Below are 18,325 nucleotides of genomic sequence, written 5' to 3'. Positions count from 1 at the left end.
GCACATGCTCTTAATCCATTGCCCCTATTGTAAAGAAGACCTCCCTGAGCTGGAATTTTCCTATGCAGGAGAAGCCCATATTGCCCGTCCCGAAAACCCCGCGGACCTTGACGATGAAGCCTGGCGGGACTTTCTGTTTATTCGGAGTAACGTTCGCGGCATTCATCTGGAACGCTGGCGTCACATTCACGGATGTGCCCGTTTCTTCAATGCGGCAAGGAATACAGTCACTGACAAATTCCTGCTCACCTATAAAAGTGGCCTGCCCCGTCCGTCCGACGATACCCTGAAAGAGTTGGCCAATGACTAACTACCGGATACAAAACAAAGGGCGCATCAATTACAAAAAACGCATTAATTTTTCATTTGATGGCAAAAATTATCAGGGATTTGAAGGCGACACGGTTGCCTCTGCATTGCTGGCAAATGGCGTTCATCTAATGGGCCGGTCTTTCAAATATCACCGCCCAAGGGGGCCTGTTACAGCAGGATCTGAAGAGCCAAACGCCTTGATCGGAACCCAGCGACCGGACCGCGCCTCTGACCGGTATGAACCCAATACGCGGGCAACTTACCAGGAAATATATGAGGGCCTGATAACCACGAGCCAAAATAATTGGCCTTCTCTGACGTTCGATGTTGGCGCGATCAATGATCGATTTTCGAAATTATTTTCCGCGGGCTTCTACTACAAAACCTTTATGTGGCCCAAAAGTTTTTGGGACAAAGTCTACGAGCCCGCAATCCGTTCCGCTGCGGGTCTTGGTGTTTCTCCGGATAAAGCAGATCCGGATCACTATGCCTCCCGCTACCTGCATTGCGACATTCTGATCATTGGCGCAGGCCCTTCCGGTATCGCCGCCGCCTTACAGGCATCAGAAAACGATACGGCGTCAATCGTCCTTGTGGACGAAAATTCTGAAATAGGGGGCACCCTTCTCTCTGAAACACAGGTAACCATTGATCAGGAAGCCGCCAGCGATTGGCTGGCCAATGCCCTAACCAAACTACAAAACAAACAGAATGTTCGAATACTGACACGAACAACAGCCATCGGATATTACCACCAGAATATGGTGGGGTTAGCCCAGAAACTGACGGATCATCTATCTTCACCTCCACAGGATGCGCCCCGGGAACGGCTTTGGCGGGTGCGGGCGAAACAGGTCGTTCTGGCTCAGGGCGCAATGGAGCGGCCGCTTGTTTTTGACGGAAATGACAGACCGGGCGTCATGCTCAGCGGTGCGGCAAGCATCTATTTGAACCGGTATGGTGTTTTAGTCGGTCGAAAACCGGCATTTGTGACCTCCCATGACAGCGCTTGGTATTCAGCTTTTGAACTTGCGGATGCTGGTGCGGATATTGCCGCCGTTATTGATACCCGCTCTGATGTAAATCAGGCGCTTTGCGCCGAAGCAGACAAAAGAGGGATCCCCTATTTTCTGAACCATACGGTCAGTAAAACACAAGGCCGACTACGCATCAGCGCACTGACAATGAACGCGTTGAACGGCGACATTGTGAAGCCCGGGAATGTCATTCCCTGTGACGCGCTGCTCATGTGCGGTGGCTGGACCCCCTCGCTGCATCTCTTTTCGCATACAAAAGGCACTCTGAACTGGGATGAGAAGCAACAGGTTTTTCTTCCTGGCACCCTAACCGAGGAATGTCAAATTGCTGGCGCCTGCCGAGGTTTGTGGGGGATAGAAACATGCCTGGAGGATGGCATAAAAGCTGGGCTTGCAGCTTTGGAGGCGCTCCAATTGACCACAGATCAAATCTCCCATTCGGTTGCAAATGACCATATGGGGGAAGGTGTCACTCATAAGGAATTGCCCTCCGACAAACCTATAAATTCCCAAAAAGCATTCATCGATTTTCAAAATGACGTTTTGGCGAAAGACATTCGACTTGCCGTCCGCGAAGGCATGCGATCCATTGAACATGTCAAACGATACACCACAAATGGTATGGCAACGGATCAGGGTAAAATGTCCAATATGAACGGCTTGACCATTGCCGCTGATGCTTTGGGCAAAGACATTCCGAAAGTTGGACTAACAACCTTTCGCCCTCCTTACACACCCACTACCTTTGGAACCTTTGCCGGATACCATAAAGAGCAATGCTTTGAAGTCACGCGCAAATCACCGATCGATCGTTGGGCTGAAAAGAACGGAGCCGTTTTCGAGCCGGTGTCTTTGTGGCGCCGCGCCTGGTATTTCCCAAGATCAGGAGAGTCTCTGCACGATGCTGTGGCGCGTGAATGCGCGTCGACCCGCAAATCGCTCGGCATTTTCGATGCTTCTACTTTGGGAAAGATCAATATTATTGGCCCTGATGCCGCTGAATTCCTGAACCGTCTTTATACCAACCCCTGGACAAAGCTCGCGGTCGGTCGGTGTCGCTATGGTGTTCTTCTGGGAGAAGACGGATTTATTCGGGATGACGGCGTTATTGGCCGAATGGCGGAGGATAATTTCCATGTCACCACAACAACGGGTGGTGCCGCAAGTGTCCTCAATATGATGGAGGATTATCTGCAAACAGAATGGCCTGATTTACAGGTATGGCTAACATCGACGACAGAACAATGGGCGACCATTGCCATTAACGGGCCAAACGCACGCAACATGCTGGCGCCGTTGGTCGAAGGGTTGGATATTTCCGATACCGCTTTTCCTCATATGTCGGTTGCTGATTGCACGGTTGCCGGCATGAAGGCCCGACTATTCAGAATGTCGTTCACCGGTGAGCTAGGCTTCGAAATCAACGTCCCCGCGTCGCAAGGGCTTCTTCTGTGGGATGCACTGATGGCAGCTGGTAAACCCTATGACATATGCCCATATGGCACGGAAACCATGCATGTCTTGAGAGCCGAAAAAGGATATATCATTGTCGGGCAGGATACCGATGGAACCCTTACTCCTTTTGACGCTGGTCTTGGTTGGGCAATTGGTAAAAAGAAACCCGATTTTGTAGGCAAGCGGTCACTTGATCGCCCCGATATGCACAAAACCGACAGAAAACAGTTAGTCGGCCTTAAAACAAAAATACCGGAACAGGTCCTCGAAGAAGGAGCACAGATTGTCAACACCCCGGACGAAGTCATTCCCGCGAAAATGGTAGGGCATGTCACATCCTCTTACTGGAGCGAAACTCTGGGGCACTCCATAGCTTTGGCCGTTATCGAAAATGGACTAAACCGTCTGGGGGAAACCGTCTACATTCCTATGCCAAATGAGATATTGGCGGCTGAAATAGTGAAAACCGTTTTCTATGACCCCGATGGTCTTCGTTTAAACGGGTAAGGAACAATTATGAATATACAGATACCCGATACGCTTAACATATCAGCCGATACCCTCCACATCGAAGCAGACCCAAACGCTCCGGTATACCTGCGGCTTAATCCTCACATTGTGCGGTTCAACTTGCGTACAGTCTGTGCCCAGCTGACAAGATTTTCAGAAGAATTTGGCATAACAATTCCAGACACTATTCATACGTGGAACAGGTTAGGTACGAAAAGCGCGCTATGTCTCGGGCCGGATGAATGGCAATTACAAATTGACCCGGACGAGAAAGAAGAGATCATCAATCGCTTTGCAGCACTTGGGAAAACAGTTCCTCATAGCCTGAGTGATATTTCGGACCGTCAGATATCCATCGAAATTGGCGGACCAAAAGCCATTGAGTTACTCTCCATCGGCTGCCCCAGAGATCTCTCGACCCTTTCTGTAGGAAAAGGGACAAGAACCCTTTTTGATACTGTCGAGGTCACAATTTTTCGGCAAGCCGCCACCACTTTTCACCTCGAAGTCTGGCGTTCATTTTTTCCGCATGTTTGGGCTTTGCTAAATACCGGCACAAAAGAAATAGCAACTGGCCTTTAACAAAAACGAAACCATAATAACATTTATTTATATTTATATTCTCTTAGAAGGAGTAATCACTAAATATTCGATCTTTTTATTTAAACCCGCAGCAATAAATGGATCCCGATTTCTTTGCTTTTGTTAATTCTATCTTTACTGCCAGGCCATATTAATTAACCACTAGCATTAATATAAAAATGGAGCTGGCTTAATGTACAGAATTCCTCTCCGCGTTGGCATCCTGTCAGCAGCTTTGTTCGGCCTTCCCGCCCAGCTTGCCTTTGCCGATGAAGCGGCACCGTCAACGTCCCTTATTACAGAAGCAGCCATTTCAAATGCGCGCACCTGGCTTGCTAACCCGGTTGTTCGTGTCTCCATCGACTCACAAAACAAAAAATACAGCGCAATTGATCAATCGACGATCGATGACCTGGATAAGCAATGGCGAAAAGAACGCAAAGAAAAAGACCAACCCCTTATCGCAGCAACCCTGAGCAGTCCCCTCTCAAATTACCTCCTTCAAATACAAGCCGCCTCAGTCGGTTTATATACGGAAATGTTTGTAATGGACGCGAAAGGGCTGAATGTCGGGCAAAGCTCGATCACGTCTGATTTCTGGCAAGGAGATGAGGCCAAATTTCAGAAAACATTTCCAAAAGGAAGTGGTCAGATCTTTATTGATGAGCCCGAATATCATGAAGGGTCAAAAACCTGGCGGGCACAGGTCAATATGACGATTTCCAACAATGACGACAAACCGATTGGTGCCGTTACGATTGAGTATAACCTCACTGAGCTCCAAAGACGCCACAAGATGTCGAAAGGGAGCTAAATCATGAAATATCTGCACAATCTCAAAATTCGGACAAAACTCGCAATCAGCTTTTCGACACTCATTGTCGTTGCCATCATCATGGCTGCCATCTCTTTTTGGTCGATCACGGACATACAGAAGGCAGATACAGAAAGCCGTATCGCCATCGATATGGACGAAACCTACCTAAAGTTTCAGACATCCTTCTTTGAACAAAGAGAAGGGCTTCTGTATTTTTTACTCACAGGCGACCGCAATGGCCTGGCGACTTACAATACATACCAGAAAGTCTCGGAAGGGTACTTTGATACACTAAAAACGCTGTCGACTAATTATCCCTCCGTGGCCGAAAAGATTGCCCAATTAGGGGCACTGCATAAAGAGTGGCAGGTACAATATGCGGCTGAGCAAATTTCTCTGATGCGCAACCACCTTTCCGTTAATCAGGCCCGTGCGATTGAAGTCTCTGGCGGACCGCAGGCTATTATTTTAAAGATAAACGAAACAGCAGACCTTTTAGAAACAGACCTTTCTGCAATTCTGGCCGCCGTTTATGATCAGAAATCAAATGCCATCAACCGTTTCTCAATCACGATTATTTCGTCTATTGCATTGCTTATTATTCTCGCCGTTGGTTTTGGACTGTCTTTGACGACTGCGATTGCAAACCCGATTTCAAAAATGACAAACAGAATGAGCGATCTTGCCGATGGGAACCTCAACATCGACATTGAAGGCATTGACAGAAAAGACGAGATCGGTGCCATGGCAAAAGCTGTTCAGATTTTCAAAGAGAACGCGATTGATCAGGAAGGTTTGAAAAAACGGGATATTGAAAAGCAGGAAGAGCTCGCGACACTTGTTGAGAGCCTTAAACTGAAAGAAGCAGAACAACAGGAAATGCGGGAAAAAGAACTGGCTGAACAGGAGAAGGAGCGTGTACGGCTTGAACAGCTTTCGCTCCTGACATCCAATTTTGATGACAATATGAGCAGCAGTCTGGATATTGTAAGCAAGGCCGTTGGCGAAGTGACAGAATCGACCAACAGCATGTCCGCAAATGCCAGCCAAACAGAGACTTTATCGCAACAAGCCTCCCAAAGTATTTCCAGCGCTTCTGAAAATATTTCCACAGTGTCCTCAGCGACCACACAATTGACAGCCTCCATTCAGGAAATTTCACGCCAGATATCGCAAACCTCTCAAATCACGCGATCAGCGGTGGAAGAAGTGAACCAGACGAATGATCGGGTGACGGCCCTGAACGAAGTCGCGACCAGCATTGGTCAGGTCGTACAGATCATTAGCGATATCGCGAGCCAGACCAATCTGCTTGCACTGAATGCGACGATTGAATCGGCACGCGCCGGCGAAGCTGGCAAAGGCTTCGCTGTTGTTGCCAATGAGGTCAAAAGTCTAGCCACCCAAACAAGTAAGGCCACCGAGGAAATCAGTCAAAAGATTGCCGAAGTGCAAAATGAAACAAAAGCGGCCGCAAGTGCGGTGACGCATATCGGTGAAACCGTCCACAAAATTGATGAATTAACAGCCATGGTGTCCAGCGCGGTTGAAGAGCAAGGGGCCGCAACAAACGAGATCAGCCAAAGTATCGCTCTTGCATCGCAAGGCACGGGAGAAGTTTTGGACGCTGTTTCAAAAGTCGCAGCGGCGGCATCTGACACGCAGAAAAGAGCCCGTGATCAAAATGGCATCGTGACCGACCTAAATGATAAAAACGGTAGCCTTCGGGATGATATCCGAACGTTCCTGGAGGGCGTTCGCAACATGTGATCTTTTGCCATTCATGACCAACATTGTTTTAATGACCCAAAAAGGACTGTTCTGTTACGGATCTTTTCAGGTCATTAATACTTCTCAAACCGGCCAACATCCCTTTGGCGTATAATTCGGCGATTGCAGATCTTATTGTCACCAATACGAGTTTCACGAATTCAGTTTGACTGTAAGCACAGACCCCGGCTCCCACAATCCTCCACGAAATGCGGCCCTGAAGGTTGTTATTTCATAAAACCATACTAGTATTAATAAGATTGTTCAGGAATACTGGTCACGTTCCTGCGCCTTAGTAACTCGTCCGTTTTACGTTCACTTCAATAAAATGCTGGCACGACGGCCTCAAAAACAGGGACAGAATTAAAGATGAGTCAGGCAGAAGCGCATTTTGGGCAGGTTTTGCTGATTGACGCAGGAGGGGCCGCCCAACCCTTTGTGACAAATACGCTGAAGGCGGAAAGCCTCTCTTACGCCGGCACTCTGACGATCCTGCAAACAGTTTCCGAGGCCTGTGAATTGTTGAATAACAGGCGATTTGATGTAGATTTAATTCTGTTTGTTATGGCCCACAAGAATACGACATCCATGACAGATTTGAAAACACTCTGTGAAAGTGCGGCGGCTCCTGTCCTTGTCTTGAGCGAAGACGCATCGCTTGATTTTGCGATGACTGCTCTCCAACAAGGGGCCCATGACTGTCTTGCGCTGTCTTTTTTGGAGCCGGCAGCTTTTATTAAAGCCGTCAGCTTTGCTGCCCACCGACATGACCGCGAAAAAAATCTAAGAGCAGAGCTTCAGGAAAAGGCGCAAACGGAGAAAAGGCTGGAAGCTGTACTCATGGCGTCGCCCAGCCCCATTGTGATGGTCGACTCGATGGGCGTCATTCAATTGGTCAATTCTGCAACAACCACTCTTTTCCAATACACCCGCGGAGAATTAATCGGCAAATCGGTGAATATCTTTATACCGGACGATGTCAAACAGCGACATCCAAGTCTGTTTTCCAGTTATTTTTCTGACCCCCAAACCCGCGCTATGGGGAAAGGTCGAGATTTGGAGGGACAACGGAAAGACGGATCACGTGTCCCTGTCGAAATTGGGCTCAGCCCGGTCAGAACCGAAAAAGCGACGTATGTTTTAGCCGCAATTGTAGACCTTACAGAACGCAAGATCGCCCAAAAAACACTTCACGAAAGAGCGGAGGCTTTGGCGAGAAGTAACAAAGAACTCGATGCCTTCGCCTATGTCGCGTCCCATGATCTGAAAGCGCCATTGAGGGGCGTCAGCCAACTGGCTCAGTTCATAAAAGAAGATGCCGGAGACCAGCTGCCCCCGGACTCCAGAAAAGACCTTGATATGTTGCAAACCCGTGTCATCCGAATGAGCCAGTTACTTGACGGCCTGTTACAGTTTTCCCGGGTTGGTCGAAAAGAGGGTCTTCCGGAGCCACTGAATATGTCAGAAGTTATTCACGATACGATCGAACTTTTTGTACCGACAGAAAGCTTTACTGTACATATCCAGGAAGATCTACCGACACTTTTCGCTCCCAAAGTAGCCATCGAACAGGTTTTTCGTAACCTTCTTATGAACTGCGTGAAACATCATGATGAACAGACCGGATCTATATGGATCACCGGTCATAGTGACAATACTGAAGTTCATTACTTCGTGCGCGATGACGGTCCTGGCATCGATAAGATGTATGAAACCAAAATTTTTGAAGTCTTTCAGACATTGAAATCCCGCGACGAACTGGAAGCGACCGGCATTGGTTTGGCGCTGGTAAAAAAGATCGTGGAACTTTACAATGGTCGTGTTCTTTTAGAACATCCCAGCGAAGGCAAAGGCGCCACTTTCCATTTGATCTGGCCAAAAAGCTGAACCAGGAGACGAAAATTAGTATGTCCGAGCCTCTGAAAGATACAGTCACTCTTCTGATCATCGATGATGATACAGTCGACATCAGGGGAGTAACACGGGCCTTGCGGCACCATCGTTTTGACAATCCGATCATTACAGCGGAAAACGGTGAAGAAGGCCTCAAAATACTACGCGGCACCCCAGAAAAAGCGCCCCTGCCCCGCCCTTACCTTATTCTGCTTGACCTTAATATGCCACGCATGAACGGACTGGAGTTTCTGGAGGAGCTTAGACAGGACCAATCATTAAAAGACAGCGTTGTTTTTGTGCTGACAACGTCAGAGGATGATCGCGACATGGCACTCGCGTATAACAAACAAATCGCCGGCTATATTGTGAAAAGCCGCGCCGGCGTCGATTTTATGAATTTAGTAAGCATGCTTGAAAAATTTGTTTTGACGGTCAGGTTTCCGGAAAACCCAGTATCCAGATTGACGAGCGACGACAACACAACGTAAAATAGAACTGATTTAGAACAATTGAATAATTCTGGTAATATGGAGCTGAGAAATCCAACTCACTCCTAGTCTGCTTGCAGCGCAACATCAACGGCAGGGGAAAACTTGATCAATCGGGCGCCTGATAAGTCTCTAAAAATCCTTGTTATCGACGATGATGAAGTCGATCTCAGGACCATTTGCCGCCTTCTGGGGCAATTAGAGGATAACTTCGAATTACAAACAGCAGTCTCTTTGGAAGAGGCGCGCGTACGTCTCAGCGAGGAAAGGTTTGATTGCGTACTCATTGACTATCTCGTGCCACCTCATACCGGTCTGGAACTGCTTGCCGAATACAAAAATGCTACGGAGCCGCCCTATATAGGGTTCGTCATGATAACAGGTGCGGGGAATGAACAGTTGGCGGTTCAAGCGTTGAAGGCTGGAGCCCATGATTATGTCGTTAAAGACAAATTATCCAAATCTGAACTCTATCGCGCGGTAAGAAATGCTACAGAATCCGCGAAATATGCAGGGCAGGCCTACTATCAGAAACTGGCCCTTGAAAATTTTGCAGGCTTGGTTGCGCATGATTTAATCTCTCCGCTTAACAGCGTCATCGGATATCTTGATCTAATTTTAAAGAACGAAGCAGATCAATTATCTTCGACCGCCCGTGAATATATCTGCAACTCGCGAAGCAGCGGCAAATACATGGAAAACGTGGTTCGCAGCCTGCTATCCTATGCAAAAGCCGGAACAACAGACGAACAAACCGCAAACACTGATAGTGCGGAGATAATGCAGACGGTCCTTCAGCTTTTACAATCTGAGATCCAGGAGAAAAAAGCCAGAATACATGTCACAGCCTTACCGTCTGTCGAAGTTCGAAAGATTGAATTCATTCAGTTGTTTCAAAATCTTCTGGCAAATGCCATTCGCCATAATGACAAAACAGAACCAATTGTTCATGTTTCTACCGAAGAAACAGAAGAACATATCCTTTTCAAAATTGAGGATAATGGGATAGGAATCTCTGAAGAGCAAGCTGTTGAAATTTTCAAACCATTGAACAAAGGGACTTCACGAGATGAGAACGGCTTGGGGCTCGGTCTCGCGACATGCAAAAAAATTGTCAAAGCTCACAACGGTCGAATATGGTGTGAACCGGGAGAAAAAGAAGGTACAGTTTTTTTCGTAGCACTACCAATAACCACGAGACAGAATTGGAATGAAAAAAAAATTGGTTAAGGGATCGATTTTCGACATTGAGAAAACACCCTTTCTGGTTTCCTTCCCTTTTTATGGAGCAGTCCTGCAGCGACAAAAAATTGTATAAAACCCGCTCGAAAGCCTCATGGTTGCAGCCCACTTGCAGATCCGTAATTTTATTGAATAGGAAACCCTCCTGATGGGCTTGCTAACACTAGACGATATTGAAAAAGCTCAACAAACAATTCACTCTGCAATCCAGAAGACGCCAATTATGCCTTCTGCGATCCTATCCCATATTACTGAGGGGAATGTTTCATTAAAACTGGAGAACCTACAAACTACGGGTAGCTTTAAACTACGCGGCGCAACAAACGCTGTGCTTTCTCTCTCTGCTGAACAGCGTTCTGCCGGGATTGTGGGCGTATCGACAGGAAACCATGGCCGGGGTCTGGCTTATGCAGCCAAAAATGCTAACGTAAAATGCGTTATCTGCATGTCAGAACTTGTACCCGAAAATAAAGTGCAAGCTATTAAGGCGCAAGGCGCAGACGTTCGGATTGTCGGGCGGTCACAGGATGAGGCTCAGATCGAAGTCGACCGCTTGGTCAATGAAAAAAAGATGACTACGCTTCCACCCTTTGATCATCCCGATATTATCGCAGGTCAGGGAACGCTGGGGCTCGAAATCGTTGAACAGCTGCCGGAAGTGCAAACCGTGTTGGTCCCTGTATCGGGGGGTGGCCTGATATCGGGAACAGCCCTTGCCTTAAAGACAATAAACCCGGACATTCGAATAATTGGCGTTTCCATGGAAAAAGGGGCGGCCATGTTTGAAAGCCAAAAAGCCGGAAAACCGGTTCAAGTTCCCGAAACACCGACCCTCGCGGATTCTCTTGGAGGTGGTATAGGATTAGCAAACGAATATACCTTTCAGATGGTGAAAGATCTTGTTGATGAACTTATCGTTGTCAATGAAGCCGAAATTGCGCAGGCTATCCATCATGCTTATTGGGAAGAAAAACTGGTCATTGAAGGGGCTGGGAGTGTAGGGATCGCAGCCTTGCTTTCCGGCAAAGTGTCCTCTCCCGGACATTGCGTCCTTGTCATCAGTGGCAGTAACATTGACATGAAGCTCCATAAAAGGATCATAGACGGTGAAAATGTCAATGTGGCTTTGGACCAGGGATAAGTGAGGAGCAGACGATGCCCGATGTTAAAATCCTCAACGAAAATCAGTTAAGGCAAGCCGTGCAACTCGATATCGAGGCAGTAACCTGTATTGAAAAAGCGTTTGAACTATTGGCAACAAAAAACGTGTCAATGCCTCCAATCCTGAGCCTGCATATTCCAGAGTTTAATGGCGAGCTGGACGTCAAAACAGCCTATGTGCCCGGCATCAATTCATTTGCCGTGAAAATGAGCCCCGGCTTTTTCGACAATCCCAAATTCGGGCTTCCAAGCCTAAATGGTTTGATGGTTCTATTTTCAGCAAAAACCGGAATTGTTGAAAACATTCTGTTGGACAACGGCTACTTGACGGATATCCGCACTGCGGCGGCTGGGGCTGTTGCTGCTAAATGGCTCTCTCGTAAAAATGCAGCAACGGCGGGCATTATCGGAACAGGCACCCAAGCACGCCTTCAACTGAAAGCCCTTACACTGGTTCGGGACATCAAAAGGTGTGTCATCTGGGGACGGCATCATGAAAAAGCTGCGGAGTTTGCTAAAGACTGTGGCAAGAAACTGGGCATTGAAATTCAGGCAGCCGACACTATTCAGGAGCTGATGAACCAAAGCGATATTGTGGTTTCCACGACCCCATCGCAAGAGCCGCTCATTCAGGCAAGCATGTTAAAGCCGGGACAGCATATTACGGCAATGGGATCTGATGCTGACTATAAAACAGAACTGGATGCCACTGTTATTCCAGCCGTGGACCTTTACGTCTGTGACCGCCTGGCGCAGTGTATCATACAGGGGGAGTTGCGTCCGGCGATCAAAGCCGGAACCATTTCTCCAGATACAAAATTTCCCGAATTGGGGGAAATCATTACCGGACAGAAACCCGGTCGCCTGTCTGACGAACAAGTTACAATATGCGACCTTACCGGCACCGGTGTGCAGGATACAGCCATTGCAACATTTGCCCGAAACCGCACGGAAAGTGCGGGGGTCGGCACTCTTTTTACCAGCTAGTTTTTCATGGAGAATGTCATGACGGGCATTGATCTACCTTTTTCAGTTGACGAATACCGATCCCGCCTCACAAAAGCGCGTGCGCAAATGGCGGAAAAAGGGATTGACGTTTTAATTGTCACAGACCCTTCCAATATGGCTTGGCTAACCGGCTATGATGGGTGGTCTTTTTACGTTCACCAATGCGTTGTTCTGCCCATCGATGCAGAACCATTTTGGTATGGCCGTAAACAGGACGCCAATGGCGCCCGACGGACCGTTTTCATGTCAGATGAATATGTCGAATTCTATCCCGAGAATTACATTCAAACCACAGAACGTCATCCGATGGACTATTTAAGTGGTCTTTTGAATGACCGAGGATATGGCAATAAGAAAATTGGTGTTGAGCTGGACAACTATTATTTTTCAGCCGCCGCCTATTTATCGCTGGTAAAACACCTGCCAAACGCCACGTTCATCGACGCCAACTCACTGGTTAACTGGTGCCGCGCCGTAAAATCGCAGCAGGAACTGATATACATGCGCCGGGCCGGCAAAATTGTCGAGAAAATGCATGAACGGATTTTTGATGTTATTGAGCCAGGGATGCGAAAGAACGATCTGGTCGCTGAAATTTACGAGACGGGCATCCGCGGGGTAGACGGATTTGGCGGCGATTACCCGGCTATTGTTCCCCTTCTTCCCTCTGGAGAAGACGCGGCGGCCCCGCATCTAACCTGGGACGATAAACCCCTTAGAACAGGAGAGGGAACGTTCTTCGAAATTGCAGGTTGTTATCGGCGCTACCACGCCCCCTTATCCCGCACCATCTTTTTAGGAAAGCCGTCTCAGACCTTTATGGATGCTGACAAGGCGATCCAGGAAGGAATGGAAGCGGGGCTTGAAAAAGCCAAAGCCGGTAATTTATGTGAAGATATTGCCCATGCGTTTTTTGGAGTTCTCAAAAAGCACGGTATTTTCAAAGACAGCAGAACAGGTTATCCGATTGGTCTGAGTTACCCCCCGGATTGGGGCGAACGAACAATGAGCTTGCGGTCCGGGGACAAAACAGAACTTGTTCCTGGCATGACATTTCACTTCATGACCGGCCTATGGATGGACAATTGGGGCCTGGAGACAACAGAAAGTATTGTTATCACTGAAGGGGACGTTGAACTTCTCGCGTCGGTTCCCCGCCAACTCATGATTAAAGGTTAGGCCCATGCGTGCAAATCCAATAACGGCAACCGTTGATTTTGATCAGGAAGGCACTCAACACGGCTTCCTCAAGTTACCCTATTCTCATGATGCCTCTGCCTGGGGATCAATCATGATCCCCATAACCGTTGTAAAAAAGGGTGAAGGACCAACGGTTCTTTTGACCGGTGGCAATCACGGCGACGAATATGAAGGTCCCATTGCCCTTTTCGATCTTGCTGGAAAGCTGGACGCAAAAGATGTAAATGGCCGTGTCATTATTATTCCTGCCATGAATTACCCTGCTTTCAAAGGGGCCCGCCGCACGTCACCCATTGATAATCGGAATATGAACCGGGTTTTTCCCGGAAACCCTGCGGGGTCAGTAACCGAAAAAATTGCAGACTATTTTCAACGGACATTGCTGCCTTTGGCGGATTATGTTCTGGATATTCATTCAGGCGGAAAAACATTGGATTTTGTGCCTTTCTGTGCGGCTCATGTGCTCGAAAGTAAAGAGCTGCAGGCACAATGCGTTGCAGCCATGCAGGCTTTTAATGCACCCTATTCCATTATGTTGCTAGAGGTCGATTCCGTTGGGATGTATGACACCGCGGCTGAGGAAATGGGAAAGGTCTTTATTTCCACAGAAGTTGGCGGCGGGGGCACGGCTTCTGCCGAAACGATTTCTATAGCCAAAAAAGGCGTCTCCAATCTACTTCGCCATGCCGGTGTTCTAAAGGGCGAGCCAGACATTTCCGAAACAGTGAACCTGGATATGCCGGATCATCGATGCTTCGTTTATAGCGAAAGCGTTGGTTTAATTGAATATTGCGTTGAGCTTGGCGAGGAGGTGACTTTTGGTCAGCTGATTGCCCGTGTTCATGATATAGATCGGACAAATGGCACCGTGACAGAGTATCACAGTGAGATCGATGGGGTCTTTGCCGCTCGGCACTTTCCGGGCTTAATCGCTATGGGAGATATTGTCGGCGTTGTTGCTCTAAAAGTGTAGTGCCAAGATATCGAGTTGAAATGAATAAGCTAGATGATCGCGACCTGAAAATTCTGCGCGTTTTGCAAAAAGATGGTCGTATTCCAAAAAACCAGCTGGCCGCTCAGGTCAACCTGTCACCAACGGCCTGTTGGGAACGGTTAAAACGGCTGGAAGAAATTGGGATTATTGAAGGCTATGGGGCCCGGCTTTGCCTTACAAAGCTTGGCCCCACAGCAACAATTTTCATGCAGGTGGAACTTTCGAGCCACCGGGCAGAAGACTTTGATCGGTTCGAAAAGGCTATTCAGGAAATTGATGAAGTGACTGATTGCTGGGCCGTTGGCGGTGGAGTAGATTATTTCCTGAAGCTGGTTTGCGCCAGTGTCGATGACTATCAACGCAAAGTGGATGAAATGCTGGAAGCAGATATCGGCTTGCGGCGCTACTACACATACGTCGTCACAAAACCGGTCAAAAACGGATCGACCAACCCCTTTTCAATCTTTGGCGCGCTGTAAACTTCGTTCGATTTTCGTCCCTCTTTTTGACTTCCGATAGTTTCTCTCTTTTTTTGCGCCTTTAGAGAATTCTTCACTGAATATGAGGCGGACTATAAATACATACACTATGCAAATTCTTCTATTATTCGCGCAGTCGAGAATGAGCGGAGTGGACCATGAACGAATTAAGTCAGAATTTGTCGCGATCCAAAAAACTGGATCAATTAAAAGACCCTAAACTCTTGAGGGAGTTTTCTTACAGTGCTGGAAAATGGCATTCTGCTCGCTCAGGCAATGTCATCGACGTTACCGACCCGGCAAATGGCGATTGGATCGGATCAGTCCCTGGCCTGAGTGCCGCAGAGAGCGTTGAGGCAATCGACGGCGCACAAAAGGCATTCAAGGATTGGGCAGCCCGCCTTCCTCAGGAACGCGCAGAGATTTTACGCCGGTGGTACCAGCTTATCAAGGAGCATAAAGAGGACCTTGCCCTCATCATGACGCTAGAGCAGGGCAAACCGATATCAGAGTCTCGTGGTGAAATCGACTATGGCCTTTCGTTCATCGAGTTTTTCGCCGAAGAGGCAAAGCGAACAGATATACTGGGGATCACCTCTCATCTTCATAATGCTGAAGTAGAAGTTTGGCTGGAGCCCGTCGGTGTTGCCGCATTGATCACGCCCTGGAATTTTCCAAATGCTATGATTACCCGAAAAGCTGCTGCGGCTCTTGCCGTTGGTTGCCCTGTGATCATACATCCGTCAAAAGAAACACCATTTTCAGCATTGGCGCTGGCGGAATTGGCAGAACGCGCCGGGTTCCCTGAAGGCGTGTTCAATGTCATTACGGGCGAGCCTGCAGAAATTGTGGGGGAATGGACCAAGGACACAAGAGTCCGGGCCCTTTCTTTTACCGGCTCAACTGAAATCGGGCGCCTTCTCTACCAACAATGCGCGCCAACCATCAAACGTCTGAGTTTGGAACTTGGCGGACATGCGCCGTTTATTGTCTTTGAAGATTGTGATCTGGATAAGGCTGTCGAGGAAGGCATAAAGGCCAAATTTGCCACTTCCGGCCAAGATTGCCTGGGGGCTAATCGATTTTATGTTCAAGCTGCCGTTTATGATGAATTTTGCGAGAAATTTACCCAGAAGGTCAAGACGCTTTCAGTCGGGCAAGGTGTTGACGATCCTGAGATTGGCCCTTTGATGAACAGCCAGGCAGTTGATAAACAACTGGATCATGTGCACGACGCCGTAAAAGCCGGTGCCACTCTACTGTGCGGGGGGCATCAAATGGCACTTGGCCCATTATTTTTTGAACCCACCGTTTTAGCCGATGTGCCCAACGGCGCAAAAATAATGCTTGAAGAAACTTTCGGTCCGGTTGCCCCGATTGCCTCCTTTTCCACAGAAGAAGAAGTTATCAATCTGGCCAACGACACGGAATATGGTCTGATGGCGTACCTGCATACAAAAGATCCGTCACGGATTTACCGACTGAGCCGACAACTGGAATTTGGCATGGTCGGCGTTAATCGAACAAAAGTGACCGGCGCCCCTATTCCCTTTGGCGGTATGAAACAATCCGGACTTGGCCGAGAAGGGTCTCGCCACGGGATAGAGGCTTTTTCAAATATTAAATATGTCTGTCGCGACTGGGCCTAAGCCCGTTGCCCTAAAATCAGGAGAAATCAATGCTTACAAATGATCAACTCAGTAAATGGGATCGGGAAAACTTTTTTCACCCGTCTACGCATCTGGCACAATTTGCCCGCGGCGACCTTGCCAACCGGATTGTGACCGGCGGATCTGGTGTTCATATCGAAGATAGAGACGGAAATAGGTTGCTTGACGCTTTTGCCGGTCTTTATTGCGTTAATGTGGGATATGGGCGCACCGAAATTTCTGATGCAATCGCCGCGCAAGCAAAAGAATTGGCCTACTATCATTCTTATGTAGGGCATGGAACTGAAGCCTCTATTACGCTCTCCAAAATGATCATCGACCGGGCTCCTGACAACATGAGCAAAGTCTATTATGGCTTGTCAGGGTCCGATGCAAACGAAACAAACATCAAACTTGTCTGGTATTACAATAATGTTCTGGGGCGACCCGAAAAGAAGAAAATCATCTCGCGTTGGAGAGGATATCACGGATCAGGCCTGATGACCGGATCCCTGACAGGCTTGGAACTGTTCCACAAGAAATTTGACTTACCGCTTTCTCAGGTTGTTCACACAGATGCCCCTTATTACTATCGCCGCGACGATTTGAGCTTAAGCGAAGAAGAATTTTCAAAGCAGTGTGCTGATAGTCTGGAGGCGCTGATCCTGAAAGAAGGGCCGGACACTGTTGCTGCCTTTATCGGCGAACCCGTTCTGGGAACAGGTGGCCTTGTTCCGCCGCCAGCTGGATATTGGGACGCTATTCAGCCTGTTCTTAAAAAGTACGATATTCTCCTGATTGCCGATGAAGTTGTTACAGGCTTTGGTCGCTTGGGATCCATGTTTGGATCTGATCATTACGGTATCGAAGCAGATATCATCACCTCTGCCAAAGGCCTTACGTCCGCTTATGCCCCATTGTCAGCGTCTATTGTTTCTGAAAAAGTCTGGAAAGTTCTGGAGCAGGGAACGGATGAATTTGGCGCAATTGGGCATGGATGGACTTATTCCGCCCATCCGGTTTGTGCAGCTGCAGGTGTAGCCAACCTGAAACTCATCGACAGCATGGGCCTTGTGGATAACGCGGGCGATGTTGGACCCTATTTTAAACAGCAAATGGAAAAAGCCATCGGTGAACATGCCAATGTCGGTGATGTTCGCGGAGAAGGTCTTATGCTCGCTGTTGAGTTAATTGCAGATAAGGAAAAAAGAACATTCCTTGACCCTTCACTTATGACCGGACCCAAAATTGCTGCTGCGCTTCTAAAACGCGGCGTCATTGCACGGGCGATGCCGCAGGGTGATATTCTTGGATTTGCCCCTCCGCTATGTCTCACAAAAGAAGAAGCGGATACCATCGTAGGCGCCATGAACGAAGCCATCACAGAAGTATTCAGCGGCGCCTGATTAACACGATCCGGATACGAAGCCCGCGATTTTTCTTTCGCGGGCTTTTTTTTGCCCTGCCTCTTACTCCGAGCACAACGAAACGCCTTCATCACGTCTGTAGCAAAACAGATCAATCCTAAAGAGGCGGACTGCAACAACGGGCCTGCCCGAGTGCTGTGTTACGCCAGCCGGAGCGTACTGAATACCCTTTTTCTTCTATAGGCGCTCAACATGGGAAAAGGCGAGCTACCGCAACAGTGGCGTCTCAAATGCCATGTCAGGCAAAACCTGTAGTCGGACCAGGACACCAGTAAGCCCTCTGAATGCTGACGCGCCA

Annotated in this window: 15 protein-coding genes; all 15 read left to right on the top strand. The window is 48.2% G+C overall.

Annotated features, from left to right (window positions below):
• Positions 1-4: 4 nt before the first annotated feature.
• The 15 genes from OIR97_RS04165 to OIR97_RS04095 all read left to right on the top strand — a co-directional run bounded on the left by OIR97_RS04165 (position 5) and on the right by OIR97_RS04095 (position 18,006).
• Positions 5-310, top strand: coding sequence for a sarcosine oxidase subunit delta (locus tag OIR97_RS04165; RefSeq protein WP_169546413.1), 306 nt, complete (start codon positions 5-7; stop codon positions 308-310).
• Entirely contained in the window at positions 303-3,311 is a 3,009-nt protein-coding gene (locus OIR97_RS04160) for a sarcosine oxidase subunit alpha (protein WP_169546414.1), read from the top strand. Before OIR97_RS04165 ends, OIR97_RS04160 begins: the two co-directional genes overlap by 8 nt.
• 9 nt (positions 3,312-3,320) lie before the next feature.
• The gene (locus tag OIR97_RS04155) at positions 3,321-3,896 is read left to right on the top strand and encodes a sarcosine oxidase subunit gamma (RefSeq protein ID WP_169546415.1); all 576 of its coding nucleotides are present in this window, start codon (positions 3,321-3,323) and stop codon (positions 3,894-3,896) included.
• Positions 3,897-4,089: 193 nt separating this feature from the next.
• Positions 4,090-4,710: a hypothetical protein gene (locus OIR97_RS04150; protein WP_219821783.1), complete on the top strand. Its 621-nt coding sequence runs from the start codon at positions 4,090-4,092 to the stop codon at positions 4,708-4,710.
• A 3-nt stretch (positions 4,711-4,713) separates the two neighbouring features.
• On the top strand, positions 4,714-6,483 hold the full coding sequence (locus tag OIR97_RS04145) for a methyl-accepting chemotaxis protein (protein ID WP_169546416.1): 1,770 nt from the start codon (positions 4,714-4,716) through the stop codon (positions 6,481-6,483).
• 369 nt (positions 6,484-6,852) lie between these two features.
• Complete coding sequence (locus tag OIR97_RS04140) at positions 6,853-8,370, top strand: PAS domain-containing sensor histidine kinase (RefSeq protein ID WP_169546417.1); 1,518 nt, start codon at positions 6,853-6,855, stop codon at positions 8,368-8,370.
• A gap of 20 nt (positions 8,371-8,390) precedes the next feature.
• Positions 8,391-8,867 carry a response regulator gene (locus OIR97_RS04135; RefSeq protein WP_169546418.1) on the top strand — a complete coding sequence of 159 codons (477 nt, stop codon included), beginning with the start codon at positions 8,391-8,393 and terminating at the stop codon, positions 8,865-8,867.
• A gap of 105 nt (positions 8,868-8,972) precedes the next feature.
• Positions 8,973-10,097, top strand: coding sequence for a sensor histidine kinase (locus OIR97_RS04130; protein ID WP_169546419.1), 1,125 nt, complete (start codon positions 8,973-8,975; stop codon positions 10,095-10,097).
• Between the two features lie 160 nt (positions 10,098-10,257).
• A complete protein-coding gene (gene eutB / locus OIR97_RS04125; RefSeq protein WP_219821784.1) occupies positions 10,258-11,250 on the top strand; it encodes a hydroxyectoine utilization dehydratase EutB in 993 nt (330 codons plus the stop codon).
• Between the two features lie 14 nt (positions 11,251-11,264).
• On the top strand, positions 11,265-12,257 hold the full coding sequence (locus OIR97_RS04120) for a cyclodeaminase (protein WP_169546420.1): 993 nt from the start codon (positions 11,265-11,267) through the stop codon (positions 12,255-12,257).
• An 18-nt stretch (positions 12,258-12,275) separates the two neighbouring features.
• Entirely contained in the window at positions 12,276-13,457 is a 1,182-nt protein-coding gene (gene doeA, locus OIR97_RS04115) for an ectoine hydrolase DoeA (protein ID WP_169546421.1), read from the top strand.
• Between the two features lie 4 nt (positions 13,458-13,461).
• On the top strand, positions 13,462-14,451 hold the full coding sequence (gene doeB, locus OIR97_RS04110) for a N(2)-acetyl-L-2,4-diaminobutanoate deacetylase DoeB (protein ID WP_169546422.1): 990 nt from the start codon (positions 13,462-13,464) through the stop codon (positions 14,449-14,451).
• A 20-nt stretch (positions 14,452-14,471) separates the two neighbouring features.
• Positions 14,472-14,951, top strand: a complete 480-nt coding sequence (locus OIR97_RS04105) for an Lrp/AsnC family transcriptional regulator (protein WP_169546423.1) — start codon at positions 14,472-14,474, stop codon at positions 14,949-14,951.
• A gap of 158 nt (positions 14,952-15,109) precedes the next feature.
• Entirely contained in the window at positions 15,110-16,600 is a 1,491-nt protein-coding gene (locus tag OIR97_RS04100) for an NAD-dependent succinate-semialdehyde dehydrogenase (RefSeq protein ID WP_169546424.1), read from the top strand.
• 29 nt (positions 16,601-16,629) lie between these two features.
• Positions 16,630-18,006: an aspartate aminotransferase family protein gene (locus OIR97_RS04095; RefSeq protein WP_169546425.1), complete on the top strand. Its 1,377-nt coding sequence runs from the start codon at positions 16,630-16,632 to the stop codon at positions 18,004-18,006.
• Positions 18,007-18,325 lie beyond the last annotated feature (319 nt).

The organism is Sneathiella aquimaris, assembly GCF_026409565.1.
GTDB classification, from domain to species: Bacteria; Pseudomonadota; Alphaproteobacteria; order Sneathiellales; family Sneathiellaceae; genus Sneathiella; species Sneathiella aquimaris.
Note: the sequence above shows the minus strand (reverse complement) of the source record. Positions and strands in the feature narration are given on the sequence as shown.